This window comes from Herbaspirillum sp. alder98 (genome assembly GCF_020179755.1).
Taxonomy (GTDB): domain Bacteria; phylum Pseudomonadota; class Gammaproteobacteria; order Burkholderiales; family Burkholderiaceae_D; genus Herbaspirillum.
Window position 1 is genome coordinate 776,353 of the sequence record NZ_JAIUCY010000001.1, and the last position, 15,673, is coordinate 792,025.

General features: G+C 61.6%; 15 protein-coding genes. 5 read left to right on the plus strand and 10 right to left on the minus strand.

Translation table 11 applies throughout. The annotated features are described in order from the left end of the window. Positions 1 to 371: 371 nt before the first annotated feature. The 7 genes from LBW87_RS03665 to LBW87_RS03695 form a co-directional block, all read right to left on the minus strand. Positions 372 to 2,006 carry a methyl-accepting chemotaxis protein gene (locus tag LBW87_RS03665; protein ID WP_225200064.1) on the minus strand — a complete coding sequence of 545 codons (1,635 nt, stop codon included), beginning with the start codon at positions 2,004 to 2,006 and terminating at the stop codon, positions 372 to 374. Positions 2,007 to 2,090: 84 nt separating this feature from the next. Next, a complete protein-coding gene (locus tag LBW87_RS03670) occupies positions 2,091 to 3,077 on the minus strand; it encodes an ABC transporter ATP-binding protein (RefSeq protein WP_225200065.1) in 987 nt (328 codons plus the stop codon). Then, complete coding sequence (locus tag LBW87_RS03675; protein ID WP_225200066.1) at positions 3,074 to 4,036, minus strand: ABC transporter ATP-binding protein; 963 nt, start codon at positions 4,034 to 4,036, stop codon at positions 3,074 to 3,076. Before LBW87_RS03675 ends, LBW87_RS03670 begins: the two co-directional genes overlap by 4 nt. Before the next feature lie 65 nt (positions 4,037 to 4,101). Further along, entirely contained in the window at positions 4,102 to 5,034 is a 933-nt protein-coding gene (locus LBW87_RS03680) for an ABC transporter permease (RefSeq protein ID WP_225200067.1), read from the minus strand. A 60-nt stretch (positions 5,035 to 5,094) separates the two neighbouring features. Continuing rightward, positions 5,095 to 6,060, minus strand: coding sequence for an ABC transporter permease (locus tag LBW87_RS03685; protein ID WP_225200068.1), 966 nt, complete (start codon positions 6,058 to 6,060; stop codon positions 5,095 to 5,097). A 110-nt stretch (positions 6,061 to 6,170) separates the two neighbouring features. Continuing rightward, the gene (locus LBW87_RS03690; RefSeq protein ID WP_225200069.1) at positions 6,171 to 8,081 is read right to left on the minus strand and encodes a CocE/NonD family hydrolase; all 1,911 of its coding nucleotides are present in this window, start codon (positions 8,079 to 8,081) and stop codon (positions 6,171 to 6,173) included. A gap of 201 nt (positions 8,082 to 8,282) precedes the next feature. Then, positions 8,283 to 9,866: an ABC transporter substrate-binding protein gene (locus LBW87_RS03695; protein WP_225200070.1), complete on the minus strand. Its 1,584-nt coding sequence runs from the start codon at positions 9,864 to 9,866 to the stop codon at positions 8,283 to 8,285. Between the two features lie 111 nt (positions 9,867 to 9,977). Here LBW87_RS03695 and LBW87_RS23845 point away from each other — a divergent pair, with 111 nt between their 5' ends. Beyond that, positions 9,978 to 10,100, plus strand: coding sequence for a hypothetical protein (locus LBW87_RS23845; RefSeq protein WP_265112841.1), 123 nt, complete (start codon positions 9,978 to 9,980; stop codon positions 10,098 to 10,100). A 359-nt stretch (positions 10,101 to 10,459) separates the two neighbouring features. On the opposite strand, the gene LBW87_RS03700 is transcribed toward LBW87_RS23845, so the two are convergent. Further along, positions 10,460 to 11,218, minus strand: coding sequence for an IclR family transcriptional regulator (locus tag LBW87_RS03700; RefSeq protein ID WP_225200071.1), 759 nt, complete (start codon positions 11,216 to 11,218; stop codon positions 10,460 to 10,462). Positions 11,219 to 11,414: 196 nt separating this feature from the next. Here LBW87_RS03700 and LBW87_RS03705 point away from each other — a divergent pair, with 196 nt between their 5' ends. The 4 genes from LBW87_RS03705 to LBW87_RS03720 all read left to right on the plus strand — a co-directional run bounded on the left by LBW87_RS03705 (position 11,415) and on the right by LBW87_RS03720 (position 14,309). Continuing rightward, positions 11,415 to 11,609 carry a hypothetical protein gene (locus LBW87_RS03705; RefSeq protein ID WP_225200072.1) on the plus strand — a complete coding sequence of 65 codons (195 nt, stop codon included), beginning with the start codon at positions 11,415 to 11,417 and terminating at the stop codon, positions 11,607 to 11,609. A 77-nt stretch (positions 11,610 to 11,686) separates the two neighbouring features. Then, a complete protein-coding gene (locus tag LBW87_RS03710) occupies positions 11,687 to 12,445 on the plus strand; it encodes an IclR family transcriptional regulator (RefSeq protein WP_225200073.1) in 759 nt (252 codons plus the stop codon). 395 nt (positions 12,446 to 12,840) lie between these two features. Beyond that, entirely contained in the window at positions 12,841 to 13,254 is a 414-nt protein-coding gene (locus tag LBW87_RS03715; RefSeq protein WP_225200074.1) for a MerR family transcriptional regulator, read from the plus strand. A gap of 20 nt (positions 13,255 to 13,274) precedes the next feature. Next, positions 13,275 to 14,309, plus strand: coding sequence for an aldo/keto reductase (locus LBW87_RS03720; RefSeq protein WP_225200075.1), 1,035 nt, complete (start codon positions 13,275 to 13,277; stop codon positions 14,307 to 14,309). A gap of 5 nt (positions 14,310 to 14,314) precedes the next feature. On the opposite strand, the gene LBW87_RS03725 is transcribed toward LBW87_RS03720, so the two are convergent. Next, positions 14,315 to 14,989: an amino acid ABC transporter permease gene (locus LBW87_RS03725; protein ID WP_225200076.1), complete on the minus strand. Its 675-nt coding sequence runs from the start codon at positions 14,987 to 14,989 to the stop codon at positions 14,315 to 14,317. A gap of 3 nt (positions 14,990 to 14,992) precedes the next feature. Beyond that, positions 14,993 to 15,664 carry an amino acid ABC transporter permease gene (locus LBW87_RS03730; RefSeq protein ID WP_225200077.1) on the minus strand — a complete coding sequence of 224 codons (672 nt, stop codon included), beginning with the start codon at positions 15,662 to 15,664 and terminating at the stop codon, positions 14,993 to 14,995. Positions 15,665 to 15,673: the final 9 nt, after the last annotated feature.

The following is a 15,673-nucleotide window of genomic DNA, read 5'->3' on the forward strand; positions in this document are numbered from 1 at the left end:
GGTTTTTTTATTGCATTACCAGATTTTTCCATCCCATCCTATCCCCGCAGAGCTGGTCAACAGACAGCTATCCGGGCGCCGGAGCATGTCATCCCGCGCATCGACAGATGTGCGAATCTTCCTCGCAGTACGGGCCAACGTCCCCAGCCCAACAAGGTCGGCATCGGCAGTCGTCGGTCGATGCGCCCTCTCCCCTCGGGCTCACCGGCACGGGCATCGACGATACCGGCTTCGTCGGACAAGCGTTCGGCAATGCGCTGCTTCAGTAGTCCTCGGCAAAAGCGGCAAAAAAAATGCCGCACGAGGCGGCATCCAGGAGCTGCAATGGAACGTTGTTCCGGGGCGGCGGCGAAGTCGGTCTCGGGCCCGCCTCACCTGCCTTCGTTAGTCAAGTAGTGTGGTCGCCCCATCAGTATCGGGATGGCAGTATCCGGCACCGCCTCACCCGCCGTGACCGTGCCAGGACCGATCTTGAATACCGACACCGTATCGGCCAGCGTGCCCGCCTGCTGGCTCATGGAAGCAGACGCCTGCGCTGCCTGGCCGACCATTTCGGCGTTCTGGCGCGTCATGGCGTCCATCTGCACCAGGCGAGTATTGATTTCTTCAATCCCGGCGCGCTGTGCGTTGGTGGCTTCGGCTATCTCGTTGACGATCACCGAGATGCTCTTGACCTCTTGCACCAGCGCATTGATGGCATTGCCGGCGTTGTGCGCGATGTCGCCCCCGGCGTTGACGGTCTGCACCGACGTTGAAATCAGGCTCGATATTTCCTTGGCGGCATCGGCAGAACGGCGGGCAAGGCTGCGAACTTCGCCCGCCACCACCGCAAAACCACGGCCCTGTTCGCCGGCCCTGGCGGCTTCGACGGCCGCATTCAGGGCCAGGATATTGGTTTGAAATGCAATGCTGTCGATCACCCCGATGATTTCATGAATCGAGCGCGAACTGCTCTTGATCTCGTTCATCGTGGCCACCATCCGGGATACCGCATCACCGCCCTTGATCGCCGCGGCCGAAGCCGCCACTGCCAGCCGGCTGGCCTGATCGGCGTTGTCGGCATTGAGCCGCACGGCGTCGGTCAGGCGTGCCACCGAATCGGCCACCTCGCGCAGCGATCCGGCCTGCGCCTCGGTGCGCGCGGACAGCTCGACGTTGCCATGGGCAATCTCGGTGGCGGCACCGGTGATGGCTTCGGTGCCAGTGCGCACATTGCCGACGATCTCGCACAGGTGGATGTTCATGTCGCGCAGCGCACCCAGCAGACGGCCGATCTCATCATGCGCTTCGCTGTCGATCTGCGAGGTCAGGTCGCCCTGGGCGACACGGGTGGCCACCTGCACCGCCGCGTTGAGCGGGCGCACGATACCGGCCCGGATAGACCAGGCGAAGGCACCACCGGCCAGCACCGCAAACAGCGCCACCAGATTGATGACGAACACCATGTGCCGGTCCTGCTCGACCGAATCCACCAACACCGTACGGGTGGCCTGCTGCTCGAGCGCCACCAGTTTTTCGGTCTGGGCAATCGCCTGCCGATGCAAAGGATCGATCTTGGTCGAGATCAGTGCGATGGCCTGTTCCATATTGAACGACAGCGCGCTGGTCAGCGTTTCCTTCAAGTTGCCTTCGATTACCTGCTGCAGGCGCGTGACTTCGGTGACAATCGCACTTTCCTTGCTGTCCAGCCCGGATTTGCGCAGACTGGCCAGCGCCTCCATGTATTTGCGATTGGCGGCGCTGACGTGCTCGGCTTCGCGCTGCATGTCGCCGACGTCGGTTTGCAGGCCGATATTGCGCATGGCGATGCCGGCTTCCAGCAGGGCGCTGTTCATGCGCCCGGCCAGCTCGCTCTTGCCCGATGATCGATCGAGGTCGGTGATCAGTTGCGCCTTGTTGCGTGCGTTGAGCAGGTTGACGGTGCCCACCACCGCCACCAGCGTCACAAGCACTACGCCGAACCCGACAATCAGTCGCGCACCGATGGAAAATCTGGTTAACTTCACGGCTCCCCCCCACAGAAACAAAGAAATACCGGTACCCGCCCTCGCGGAAATCACTGGTCCACCCTCGCGGGGACATGGCGCGATCTACAATTGATCGTTGAGGTGGCAGGCCGACCAGTGACCCGGCGCGATCTGCGCCAGCAACGGGCGTTCCTGGCTGCAGCGCGGCATTGCATGCGGGCAGCGCGGGTGAAACGAACAGCCGGCGGGCGGATTGAGCGGACTGGGCAACTCGCCGGCAATCGGCCGATGCTCGGTCACCTTGCGGTCGAGCCGGGGGGCATCGGCGATCAGGGCCTGGGTGTAGGGATGATTGGGACGGGCGAACACCGAACGGGTGTCTGCCAGCTCCACGATCCGGCCCAGATACATGATCGCCACCCGGTCGGCGATGTATTCGACCACCGCCAGGTTGTGACTGATGAACAGATAGGTCAGCCCCTTCGATTCACGCAGGTCCATGAACAGGTTCAGGATCTGTGCCTGCACCGATACGTCCAGCGCCGACACCGCTTCATCGCACACCACGAATCTTGGATTCAGGGCCAGCGCGCGCGCAATCGCAATACGCTGGCGCTGCCCACCCGAAAACTGGTGCGGATAACGCAGCGCATAGCTGGGATCGAGCCCGACCTGTTTCATCAGCGCCGCCACGAAATCGTTGGCATCCTTCTTGCCGACCAGGCCATGCTGCAGTGCCGCTTCGCTGACCACCTGGTCGATCCGCTGGCGCGGGTTGAGCGAGGCGTAGGGGTTCTGGAACACCATCTGGATGTTGAGATGGGTGTCGACCGCCGACGGCACCAGCGCCTGGCCGTCAAAGCTGATCTGGCCCTCGCTGGGCGGCAGCAGGCCCGCGATAAGGCGACCGACAGTCGATTTTCCGCAACCGGATTCGCCCACAAGTCCCACGACTTCGCCGGACGCCACGGACAGCGAAACCTGGTTCACGGCATAGACCCGTTGCTGCTTCGCCTGGGGCAATCCCAGCGCTGCGCCGACGCGCTGCAAGCTGGAGCGCTTGCGGCCGAAGCTCTTGCTCAGTTCCTTGGTTTCCAACAATGATGTCATGATTGATTCAGCGGGTGAAAACAACGATGTTCGCGGCCGTCCAGCATGAAGACAGGGGGGACCTGGGTACAGCGCTCGGTAGCGCGGGTACAGCGTGGCCGGAAGGTGCAGCCTTCGGGCAGCGACAGCAATGGCGGCGCGCCGCCGGGGATCGAGTACAGGCGCTTGCCATGGTTTTCGGCATGCGGCAGCGAATCGATCAGGCCACGGGTATAGGGATGCAGCGGCTGGCCGATGATCTGGTCCACCGGTCCGCGTTCGATCACCCGCCCGGCATACATCACGCACAGCTCGTCGGCCAGATCCTTGACCACGCTGATGTCGTGCGTGATCCAGATCAGGGCGGTGCCGCTATCGCGCGCCAGCTCTTTCATCTCGTACAGGATCTGGGCCTGTATCGTGACGTCCAGCGCGGTGGTCGGTTCGTCGGCGATGATCAGGTCGGGATTGTTGATCAACGCATTGGCAATCGATATCCGTTGGCGCATGCCGCCCGACAGCTCGTGCGGATAAGCACGCATGCGTTCCCTTGGGGCCGGGATGCCGACCCGTTTCAACGCATTGATCACCAGTTCCTGGCGTTCGGCGCGGCTGACTTTCTTGTGGATCTGCACCGTCTCGGCCAGTTGCTCGCCCACCCGGATCACCGGATTGAGCGACATCATCGGATCCTGGAACACCATGGCGATGCGGTCACCACGCAATTGCGACCAGCGCTTCTGTGACACCTGGCACAGGTCTTCGCCCTGGAACATGATCTTTCCCGACGCCACCCGCCCCGGGTGCTCCAACAGGTTGATCAGCGAGAACGCGGTGACCGACTTGCCTGACCCGGACTCGCCCACGATGCCCAGCACGCGGCCGCGCTCCAGCGTGAAGGAAACCTTGTCCAGCGCCCGCGCCACGCCGGCGCGGGTGTGAAACTCGGTAACCAGTTCTGATACTTCCAAAAGCGCCATGATGTCTTCCTATGTCTTGTTCTTTGTCCTGACCTGGTCCAGCTTGCGATGCCTGTCGCGGCGGCTCAGCCGTCCAGCTTGGGGTTGAGCACCACCCGCAGTTGGTCGCCGACCACGCTGATCGAGATCACCAGCAGCACCAGCGCCACGCCGGGAAACATGCTGATCCAGTATTCGTTGGACAGGATGTAGTCGAAGCCATTGGAAATCAGCAGGCCCAGCGACGGTTCGGTCTGCGGCAGGCCGATCCCCAGGAAACTGATGGTGGCTTCCAGCGAGATGGCATTGGCCATCTGGTTGGTCGCGGTGACGATCAACGGCGCCATGCAGTTGGGCAAGACGTGGCGAAACATGATGCGCAGCGGCGACAGGCCCTGGCCCATGGCGGCTTCGATATAGTCCTTGCCGCGCTCGACGATGGCCGCGCCGCGCACATTGCGGGCAAAGATGGCCCATTGCACCAGCACCAGCGCCATCAGGGTCTTGTCGAGCCCCTGCCCCAGCACCGCCAGCAACACCAGCGCCACCAGGATGGTCGGAATACTCAGTTGCACGTCCACCACCCGCATCAGGAACGCATCGACCCGGCCACCGAAGTAGGCCGCAATCAGACCCACCGTGGTGCCCACCGCCAGCGCCGCCAGCGCACTGACCACGCCGATGCCCAGGCTGATACGCAAGCCATACAGGATGGCGCTGAACATGTCGCGACCGGCGCCGTCGGTGCCCAGCAGGTACAGCAGCCTGTGATCGTCGCTGTGGGCGCCGGGCGCACGCTCGGCTTCCATGATCGAGACCTGCGCCAGGTCATAGGGATTCTGGGGTGAAATCAGCGGCGCGCTCAGCGCCATCACGATCAGCACCAGCAGCAATGCCAGCGCGACGGTGCCGGTGCGGTTGCGCAGGAAGCGCTTGAGCAGCAGCCGGCCCGGGGTCTCCGGCGGCGCCAGTAACACTTCCGTGGCTGGCTGGGCGGCGGGCGTCTTGATCTCGTTCATCATTATCCAAAGGGGTCGAAACGGTAAGTAAATGAGCGTGCCGGGCGCAGTGCGCCAGAACTAGCGGGTACGCAGGCGTGGATCGAGGACCAGATAAAGCATATCGACCACGAAGTTGATCACCACGTACATCAACAACACCACCATCAGGTAAGCCACGACCACCGGGCGATCCAGCTGCAGCACCGAGTCGATGATCAGCTTGCCCATGCCGGGCCAGGCGAAGATGGTTTCGGTAATCAGCGAGAAGGCAATCAGGTGGCCGAATTCGATACCCAGCACAGTCACGATAGGAATCATCACGTTGGGGCCGATATGGCGGGCGATCAGGCGCCACGGCCCTACCCCCTTGGCGCGGGCAAACTTGATGTATTCCTGCAGCGCGACGTCGCGGGTACCGGCTTCGGTCATCCGCATCACCAGCGCGATGTTATGCAAGGCCAGCGTGGCCGCCGGCAGAATCATGAACTTGATGCCGTCCCAGCTGAGAAAGCTGACCTGGATCCCCAGCAACGAACTGGTCGGTCCGCGACCGCCCGAGGGCAGCCAGCCGAGGTTGACCGAAAACACCAGGATCAGCAGCAGCCCCATCCAGAACACCGGCACCGTCACCCCGAAGATCGAAAACGCCATCGCGAATTTGTGAAACCGGCTACCCGGCTTGAGACCCGACCACAGGCCCATCGGAATGCCGATCACTGCCGACAGCAGCAAGGCCAGCAGCGCCAGTTCGAAGGTGGCCGGCATGCGCTCGAAGATCAGGCCCACCGCCGGCTGGTTGAACACGAACGAGTTACCCAGGTCGCCATGCAGGGCGTTGACCAGGAAGCGCCAGTACTGGGTCGGAATCGGGAGATTCAGGCCGAGCGCCTCGGAGGCACGGGCGATTTCGTCCTGGGTAGCATCGGGAGCAACCAGCAGGTAGATCGGATTGCCCACCAGGTTGATGCCGACGAACGCCAGGATCGACATGATGAAGATGACCAGCACACTTTGCAGGGCGCGCTTGAGCAGCATTTCGAACATCACAGAACTCCACTGGGTACTGTTTCAAAAAACGGAGCAGGAATCACCATAAATAAAACACTGTATCGCTAATCAATACTATATTGCGTTTTGGTGCCCGTCAAAGACTTTTACCGGCGCGCAGGCGCCAGCGGCAACACCACGTGCGACGGCCGCTGGCGATCCATGAAAATACGGTTGGTCGCCACCTCGGTGCGGGTCGATGCACCATCCGGCTCACCGGTATTGGGGTTGCAATCGAAGCGCGGATAATTGCTGCTCGAAATGTCGATGCGAATTCTGTGCCCGCGCAGGAACAGGTTGCTGATCGGGAAAGCCTCGATCGACAGCTCGTAGCACTTGCCTGGTTCCATCAACGACGGATTTTCCCAAGAATCGCGGTAGCGGGCGCGCAGGATGCCGTCGGTCAGGTTCAGCGCATAGCCTTGCGGATAGTCTTCGCTGGGCGGATAGAGGTCGATGAGCTTGAAGGTGAAATCGGTGTCGACGCAATCCGAGGCAACCCAGAACCGTGCCCGCACCACCCCGCTGACCTCGACGTCATGTTCCAGGATGGGGCTTTCGAAGACCAGTACGTCGTCGCGCTCGGCCAGCGCCCGGTAGGGTTCGGTGGCGCCGAACACCTGGGCCGACTCTTGCTGGTCGAATGCGCCGCCGAACATGTAGGGCTCACCGGAAGTCACTGCGCCGCCGATGGTCGGCACCGGCTGGTGCGGATCGTAGCGGTACTGCAGCGCGAAGTCTTCCTCGGCAGAGGGCTGGCGCTGCAGCGTACCGTCACCGTGCAGGAAGAACATGCCCGACTGGGTACCGGGGATCGGCCAGTCCTGCTCGGTACGCCAGGTGCCACCGTGATCGATGCGCCCCGCTGCATTGCGCCTGCCGCTACCGCCCCCCATGACAAAGATACTGACCGGCGGCAACGACAGCGTGGCGCCCTGGACTTGCTTCAGATGCCGGTCGAACCACTGACGCCGTACGTCCAGGAAACTGGCGCCGAGGTAAGCGTCGAGCGTCGACGAGGGGCCGAAATCGGCATCTCCCGAGTACGTGAACGAACGGTTGCCGTGAATCCACGGCCCCAGGATCAGGTGTACCGGCGCTTGCTTGACCGCACGCAGGCCAGCATAGTTTTCGCTGGCAGACCGCGAATAGGGGTCATACCAGGATGACATGTGGACCATCGCCGCCGGCGGAAAGTTATCGTAATAACCGGCGGCATAAAGCCCGGCCTGACGCCAGTAGTCGTCAAAATTGCCTTGCGCCCATTGCTCGAAGAAGTAGGCTTCGTATTCGGGGGCGGCCGACAATGGCGAATGTCCGATGGACCATTCGGTGGAACGCGACATCCAGTCCTGCATGTCGACCTGGCGCAGGCGTGCCGCCGTGTCATCGTCGCCACGGGCCAGTGCCAGCTCGAGCGCCCGGTTGAGCGCCCAGGTGGCCTGCTTCATCTCGAAGGCGCCGCCCTGGCGGATACCGCCCTGGAAAGCGCTCGAAAAACCACCCGAATCGAGGAACATGGCCACCACGCCGGGCGCATTCAGGCTGGCCAGCGCGGCCTGGTTGTGGGCGGCATAAGACAAGCCCATGGTGCCGATGCGGCCGTTGCTCCAGGGCTGCGCAACGATCCAGGTGCAGGTATCAAAACCATCTTCGGCCTCGTTGATGTATTTGGAGAACACGCCTTGCGATGCATAGCAACCGCGGCAATCCTGAAAGATCACGATGTAACCCTGCTGCACGAAATGCAGGGCCACCTCGGCGCGACTCTTGACGTGTGGATCGTCCGCGCTCAGTTCGCTGCGACTGGGCAGGTGCTTGCCGTACGGTGTACGTTCGAACACCACCGGCAGTGCGTCTTCCAGCGCCGGGTCCAGCGGAAAATAAACATCAGTGGCCAATGCCACACCGTCGCGCAGCGGCACCATCAGATTGCGCAGCATGCTGCAGCTGTCCGACACTTCAACGAGTTGCGCCTGTGGTTGCGCGTCCAGCGCCGCCCGGATGGTCTTTTTCATATGTGTTACCTGCTACTTGCCCAGAAATGAGGTGAAACAGGGAAATTGCTGTACCGTTCCGCCGCAAGCAGGCTGCACGCCGCCCTCGCCGGCACGGCGAATGCAAATTTCCAGATCGGTAATCGGGGCCGCCTTCAGGCGGCCGGGGCGATGCGCTCGGCCAGGCGCTGCGCGTGGCCGGGCATCGTGTCTCTTTTGGTTTTACTTCTTGCGGATATCGGTAGCCATGGTGAAGCCATCGGCACGCGGTACGATACTCAGCTCCTTCTTCATCGCCCATGCCACGTTGAGGTGCTGCAACGGGATGACAGCTTCGTCACCCAGCGCCAACCTGGTTGCCTTCTTCTGTAACTCCAGGCGTTCCTTTTCGTCGTTGGTGGCGCCGGCCTTCTCGATCAGCGCGTCAACTTCCTTGTTGCTGTAACGACCGTAGTTGTTGGCACCGCCACCGTTCTTGCCATGGCTGCGCACCATCGATGCCAACAGGGTCGATGAGTCACCGGTGACTGCACCGGTGCCCAGCAAGGCCACACTGAACTCGGGATCGCCATTGGCGCCACCGGTACTCAATCGGGTCTGGAATACCGAGAACGGCATGGTCGAGACGTCGGCCTTGATGCCGATCTGGTTCAGCACCTGGGCAATCGCCTCGCACAGCTTGGCGTCGTTGATATAGCGGTTGTTGGGGCAGTGCATGGTCAACTTGAAGCCGTTCGCGTAACCAGCTTCTGCCAGCAATGCCTTGGCCTTGTTGAGGTCGTAGGGCAAGCCCTTGAGCGTCTGGTCGTAACCAAAGAAGCCCTTGGGCACCAGTTGTTCGGAGGCAGTAGCGTCGCCTTTCATCAGGAACTTGATGATGCCGTCGCGATTGATGGCCGAGGCCAGCGCCTGACGCACCTTCAGGTCTTTCAACGGGTTCCTGGCCAGCGCACTGCCATCGACCGCCTTGATGTACGGTGAGTTGTCACGGAACTGGTCCAGCATCAGGTAGTTCAACATGTAGGACGTGACCGACGCCAGCTTGAACGCCTTGAGCGAAGCCTCCTGGTTGGACGGCACATCGTTGATGATGTCGACGCCGCCGGAGATCAGCGCTGCTGCACGCGCCGGCTCCCGCGGGATGAACTGCAGGGTGACCTTGTCCCACGGCTCCTTGTCGCCCCAGTAATCGGGATTTTTCGCCAGGACCACGTTTTCGCCGTGCTTCCATGCCACGAACTTGTAGGGCCCGGTACCGATCGCCGATTTTCCGCTGGCAAACGATTCCTCGCTGACGTTGTCACCCAGCGACTTCGGAATGATGGCCACCAGGCCCAGGTTTTCCGGCAGCGTCGGACTGACTGCCTTGGCCTTGACCTGCAGCGTCAGGGGACCGCTTACCGATACCGTCTCGACATCACGCAGATAGGAACGATAGGTACGCGGACCGCTCAGCTTCATGGCGCGATCGATCGAATACTTGACGTCGTCGGCAGTCATCACCGCGCCATTCTGGAACTTGACGTTGGGGCGCAGCTTGAATTCCCAGGTGGTCGGATTGAGCAGACGCCATGACAACGCCAGGCCTGGACGCGGGCGCAGGTTGGCATCGGTCGCCACCAGTGATTCGTAGACGTGATTCCAGATGTTGCGGTTGGCGCCATTGAGCACGTGCGGGTCGGCCGAGGTCAGTTCGGACTTGAAGCCGATCCTGAGCTCATCGGCGAACGCGATATTGACCGTTGATACTGCCAGACACCCCAGCAACAGACCCCGACCCAGCAACTGCGACATAGCGTTCCACATAGACCTCTCCTGTTATATATGTTCTTGCAAAATTCATTGGTGCGACTGGCGGCTGCAATGGCGGCCAAGAAAAACAGGGGCGTCCGACAACCGCTGCGCCACTGCGATTGCATGAGAGCCCACTTCCCGTACGACACGCCGAAACTGGCGCCCTGGATCCTGGCGATGGCCTGGCGGATACCGGCCCGCTTCACCAACGTAGCGCAGGTGAAACCGCAACGCCCGAAGATATAGTGCATGGCCACTCCCCCCGCACCTGCACGACCAGAAACAATACGGCTACCGCATCCTCGATCCCGAATGGCATCGAATCAATCGTGATACACCAAACATTGTTTCATCTAAGAATACGCTGTAACACTGAACAACATGATATAGGCGTGTTGAACACGGCGTCAATATTGTTTACGCAAAAAATATTACGGCGTTTTATTGATCGAAACAAAAGCAGGAGGTGGTGCAAAGATGGTGCACAATCTGGGGGAGATGCGCGCAGAACGAGCGCATATCGCCCCTTGAAGAGGCGCCCAGGTGCGTGACGGTGCAAGGAGATCGTTGCGCGCTGCGGCGCAGATGCGACAGAGGGGAACCCCTCAATTGTCCTGATAGCCCAGGGCTCGTGACAGCATGAGAGCGCTCTCGGTGATCGGTTCGATATAGCGCGCCAGATCTTCGGGCGCCACGCGATTGGTCGGCGCCGTCAGCGACAGCGCTGCGATGACCTGGCCCTGCACATCATGGATAGGTGCTGACAGCGCGACCGTATCCTTGCGCTTCTCCGAAAACGATACGCTGTAGCCACGCTCAAGGATGGCGGCCATTTCCCTTTCCAGCTGACGCCGGCGGGTAGGAGCAAGTGCAGGGATTTGCTGGAAATGACCACCCAGAATCGCCTCGCGCAAGTCCGGTGTGGCATGTGCCAGCAGCAATTTTCCGGACGCACCCACGCCAAGCGGGCGCCGCGCACCGAGCTCGGCATGTACCCGCACCACGTGCGGTGCATCCCACCAGGCAATGCAATACGATTCATGCCGATCGGGAATACGGATCAGAACGCTTTCGTTGCAGCGCTCGCCGATCTCGCTCAGGTAGCGCTGCGCCAATTGGACCAACGTGATCTGGGCGTTGGCCGCGCTGCCCAGGATCAGCGCCCTGTAGCCCAGCGAATAGGAAGCGCTGTCCTGATGCTTTTTCAGCAGCCCACATTGCTCCAGCGTGGTCAGCAGGCGAAACGCCCGCGCCTTGGTATTGCCGGATCGACGCGCCAGTTCGGTCACCCCCAGCCCTCCTTCCTCACCTATCAGGAAAAGAAGCTCAACGGCTTTGCGCACGACGTCAACGGTGTAGTTCATGGAGTGAAACATGGAAGATGAAAGCCACCCGAAAATACGACAGCAGGACTTGCCCGCATCTTTTCATCGGCGGCGAAAACGGCGTTATTCTGTCTCGACTGCTTGTTTTGCAGATCAATATTCTGTTTTACTGTGCGTATTCTAGCTGCAAGTTTGCGCTTTGGGCAGCGCCACTTTGCATTAGCCAAAGAAGCGAATGACTGACGCCTTGCTGACACAGGAAGCTATTTTTTCGGGGGCTTCCAGAAGAAGAGAAAATACAAGCACAAAAGAAAAAGGCGGGCGGCGCAGGCGGGATGATCGTAGCGGCGATCAGATGTGCGGGATGAAAAAAAACTTTCCGACCGACATCGAAAACGAATATGTTGTTTCGCTCAGCGATATTGTATAGTATGCCCAATTTGAGCCCCCACCTCGGCGGGGGCGGTTGGCCGCGCTGCCAATAGCCGGATTTCCAGGAAAATTTTTATGACATATACGGTCGATGCAGTCCTCAAGGCGATGGAGCTTCTGTTTGTCGTTGCCGAAGAAGGCGGCAAGGGCGTCACCGAGCTGGCCAAGCGCTCGGGCAATACCAAGGCACGAGCATTTCGCCTGTTGAGCACGCTCGAAGAATGCGGACTGGTGCGCCGTACCATGCCAGGGGCGAGCTATAGCCTCGGCTATCGGGCATTGATCATCGGCGCTGCCGCGCAGAACCAGTTGAACCTGATCCAGATCGCCAATGAAGTGCTGGCAGCGGTCGGTACCGAATGCAATGAGAGCGTATTGGTGCGCATTCGCGAGGGCAACGAAACGGTGTGCATCGCCTGGTGGGATGCCCCGCATGCAGTGCGCGTACACAACCAGTTGGGCACCCGCCGTCCGCTCGGCGTAGGCGCTTCAGGCAAGCTACTGCTGGCGTATGCGCCGGTCGAACTGCAGACCGACGTGCTGGCCCAGGACATGAAGAAATTCACGGACCACACCATCGTCAAGCGCAGCGATCTGAAAAAAGAACTGAAGAAGATTACCGAAGACGGCTTGAGCGCGTCCGAAGCCGAACGTACTGCCGAGATGGTTGCGGTAGCGGCACCGGTGCGCGACGCCAGCGGTACGGTAGTGGCTTCGCTGTCGATGTCGGCGCCGGCCAGCCGGGTATCGAAGAGTCTGCTGAAAAAGCATGCCGAGGTAATCCGCCGTGGGGCCGAACGGTTCTCGATCGCGCTGGGTTACGTGGCCCCCTGAGCTACGCAGCGATTTTTCCGGAAATCAGCTTGATATTGGCAGCTTGGCCGGCTGGATTGCCCCGCGCAATCCGGACCGGCCATCGCTGGATGAGCAGCCACTAGCCGCTTGGCGCATAGCGCCGTTCAAGCACCACAGGCAGCAGGTCGCCATCGCAACGATGCCGGCGCGTCTGCCGGCGCAACATTTCAATATAATCGACTCCCCTCCTGGCAGCAGCGTTGCAGCAAGGTCGGCGATCTGCGCCCCTTCCTAGCCGTCGGTCGCCACCTCCCCCACTGCAGCAGACTTATGGCCCTTCCTGGCAATGTCATTTTGGCAATGCCGATAGACAAGTCGAGGTTGTGCAAAACCCGCTTGACCTAGAGTGCACTCCAACTAATAGACTCAATCCCATGACGACTTCCATGACCATTGCCCAGGCCGCCGAGGCGACCGGCCTGACGGTGCATACGCTGCGCTATTACGAACGCATCGGCCTGCTCGATCCGGTCGGGCGCGGCGACAACCACCACCGGCGCTTTGGACCGGACGACCTGAACTGGATCGCCTTCCTGCAGAAGCTCAAGTCGACCGGACTACCGTTGCGGGCCATGTTGCACTACGCCCAACTGCGACGCCGGGGCAACACCGTGGAAAGCGTCAGCCAGCGCAAGGCGCTGCTGCAAGCGCACACGCTTGCGGTCGAAGCCACGCTGGCCGAACTGCAGGGCAACCTGCAGGTCTTGCAGCAAAAGATCGCGCTCTACGGCGAACTGGAGCGACAGGCTGCTGTCGACCAGTGCACGGCAGTCGCCGCCACTCCATGACAATCATTACAGGACGCCAAATGCCACAACCCATCCCACCTGATCAATTGCAACCCGATTCACAAGTCAGCTCGCGCCGCCTGGGCGACAACGGCCCGCTGGTCTCCGCCATCGGCCTGGGTTGCATGGGCATGAGCGACTTCTATGCCGATCGCGACGACACCGAATCGCTGGCCACCATCGACCGCGCGCTGGAGCTGGGCGTGACCCTGCTCGACACGGCCGACATGTATGGTCCCTACACCAATGAAGAGCTGGTCGGCCGTGCCATCCGGGGACGCCGCGACAAGTTCTTCATCGCCACCAAGTTCGGCATCGTGCGCACACCCGGCGATGGCGCCGCGCGCGGCGTCGATGGCAGCCCCGCTTACATCCGCGCAGCGGTCGAAGGCAGCCTCAAGCGCCTGGGCATCGACACCATCGACCTGTATTACCAGCATCGGGTCGATCCCAACACGCCCATCGAAGTCACGGTGGGGATACTGTCGGACCTGGTGAAGGCCGGCAAGATCCGTCATATCGGCTTGTCCGAAGCCTCGGTGGAGACCATCGAGCGCGCCCACAAGGTGCACCCGATCACCGCCTTGCAGAGCGAGTATTCGCTATGGACCCGCGATCCCGAGCAGGACACGCTGGCCGCCTGCCGCCGCCTGGGCATCGGCTTCGTCGCCTATAGTCCGCTGGGACGGGGCTTTCTCACCGGCGCCATCGGCAAACCCGACGATCTGGCGAGCGATGACTTTCGCCGCAGCAACCCGCGTTTCGCGGCCGACAACTTCGATCGCAACATGGCGCTGGTGGAACAGGTCCGGCAACTGGCGCTGCGCAAGCAATGCACACCGGCCCAGCTGGCGCTGGCCTGGGTGCTGGCGCAAGACCCGCACATCGTGCCGATTCCCGGCACCAAGCGCCGTCGTTACCTCGACGAAAACGCTGGCGCAGCCAGCGTCAAGCTCGACGCCGACGATCTCAAGAAGCTGGCCGATGTGTTTGCGCCGGGCGCGGTGGCCGGCGCACGTTATACCGAGGCCAGCATGAAACTGCTCAACGGTTGAGCCGTTCAATGCTGGGCGCGGTTGCGATGCTCCAGCCGCGACAGCCAGCGCACCAGCGGCCATAGCAGCATCAGGTACAACAACGCCGCCAGCACGATCGGCGACGGGTTGTACACCAGCGACTGGGCATCGCGCGCTACCCGCAACAGCTCCGGCAAGGCGACCACGCTGGCGATGGTGGTCAGCTTGATGACTTCGATGCAATTCCCCACCAGGTCGGGCAAGGCGTTGCGGGTGGCCTGCGGCACCACCACATAGGCCAGCGCCTGCAGGCGCGACAGGCCGGTGGAGCGCGCCGCTTCCATCTGGCCGCGCGGGATGCTTTCGATACCGGCGCGAAACACTTCGGCAAAGTAGCTGGAGTTGTTGAACATGAAGCCGATCGCCACCGCCACCAGCTTGGGCAGGTCCAGCCCCAGGAAAGGCGCGCCGAAGTAGATCAGGATCAGCAGCACCAGCGGCGGGAACGAGCGAAAGAAATCCACATACACCGCGACCGCAATGCGCACCGCGCGCGAGCCGCTCTGGGTCGCCAGCAAGGCCAGCGCCAGGCCCGACACGACACCAATCGGGATCACCAGCAGCGACAGCCACACGGTGGTCCACAATCCCCCCAGCAGGAAAGGCAATACCTCGCGGTAGACCTGCAGGTTGAAGAAATTCTGTAGCAAGGCTTCCATGGTTCAGCGCTTCCAGCGCCAGCGGGTTTCGAGCCAGCGCGCAAACAGGACGACCGGGATGAAGATCACCAGATAGGCCGCCGCTCCCAGCATCAGCGGCGTCGGGTTGCCGGCATTGCTGCTGGCCGCCTGTGCGGTATTGAGGATTTCGGACAAGGCCACCACCGAGCCCAGCGCAGTGTTCTTGGTGATCGAGATAACGCGATTGGTCAGCGGCGGCACCGCCATGCGCAGCGCCTGCGGCAACACCACCCACAGCATGGTCTGGGTCCACGACAGGCCGGTCGAGCGCGCCGCTTCACGCTGTCCCTGCGGCAAGGCCAGGATACCGGCCCAGATGCTTTCCTCGGCATAGGCCGCCAGCACCAGCGACAGCGCCAGCCAGGTGGCGGTGAAGGACGACATCGACAGATCGATATACGGAAACGCGAAGAACAGCACGATGATCAGGATCAGCGGCGGCAGCGAGCGCATGATGTCGGCGAAGGCCACCACCGCCAGGCCCACGGCGCGCTGCCCGGTCGCGCGCAGCACCGCCAGCAGCAAGCCGAGCAACAGGCCGGCGGCGATCACCGCCAGGCTCAGCAACACGGTCACGCCCATGCCGCGCAGGATGTCCGGCCAGTAGCGGCCGGCGACCTCGGCGTTGAAGAAAGTGAAGATGAATTGCTGCATGTGGGTTCG

What these genes read in the sequence shown, in the direction of transcription:
- LBW87_RS03670 (WP_225200065.1), bottom strand. Translation starts at nt 3,077, where the DNA reads ATGACATCATTGTTGGAAACCAAGGAACTGAGCAAGAGCTTCGGCCGC.
- LBW87_RS03675 (WP_225200066.1), bottom strand. Translation starts at nt 4,036, where the DNA reads ATGGCGCTTTTGGAAGTATCAGAACTGGTTACCGAGTTTCACACCCGC.
- LBW87_RS03680 (WP_225200067.1), bottom strand. Translation starts at nt 5,034, where the DNA reads ATGAACGAGATCAAGACGCCCGCCGCCCAGCCAGCCACGGAAGTGTTA.
- LBW87_RS03685 (WP_225200068.1), bottom strand. Translation starts at nt 6,060, where the DNA reads ATGTTCGAAATGCTGCTCAAGCGCGCCCTGCAAAGTGTGCTGGTCATC.
- LBW87_RS03690 (WP_225200069.1), bottom strand. Translation starts at nt 8,081, where the DNA reads ATGAAAAAGACCATCCGGGCGGCGCTGGACGCGCAACCACAGGCGCAA.
- LBW87_RS03695 (WP_225200070.1), bottom strand. Translation starts at nt 9,866, where the DNA reads ATGTGGAACGCTATGTCGCAGTTGCTGGGTCGGGGTCTGTTGCTGGGG.
- LBW87_RS23845 (WP_265112841.1), top strand. Translation starts at nt 9,978, where the DNA reads ATGAGAGCCCACTTCCCGTACGACACGCCGAAACTGGCGCCCTGGATC.
- LBW87_RS03700 (WP_225200071.1), bottom strand. Translation starts at nt 11,218, where the DNA reads ATGAACTACACCGTTGACGTCGTGCGCAAAGCCGTTGAGCTTCTTTTC.
- LBW87_RS03705 (WP_225200072.1), top strand. Translation starts at nt 11,415, where the DNA reads ATGACTGACGCCTTGCTGACACAGGAAGCTATTTTTTCGGGGGCTTCC.
- LBW87_RS03710 (WP_225200073.1), top strand. Translation starts at nt 11,687, where the DNA reads ATGACATATACGGTCGATGCAGTCCTCAAGGCGATGGAGCTTCTGTTT.
- LBW87_RS03715 (WP_225200074.1), top strand. Translation starts at nt 12,841, where the DNA reads ATGACGACTTCCATGACCATTGCCCAGGCCGCCGAGGCGACCGGCCTG.
- LBW87_RS03720 (WP_225200075.1), top strand. Translation starts at nt 13,275, where the DNA reads ATGCCACAACCCATCCCACCTGATCAATTGCAACCCGATTCACAAGTC.
- LBW87_RS03725 (WP_225200076.1), bottom strand. Translation starts at nt 14,989, where the DNA reads ATGGAAGCCTTGCTACAGAATTTCTTCAACCTGCAGGTCTACCGCGAG.
- LBW87_RS03730 (WP_225200077.1), bottom strand. Translation starts at nt 15,664, where the DNA reads ATGCAGCAATTCATCTTCACTTTCTTCAACGCCGAGGTCGCCGGCCGC.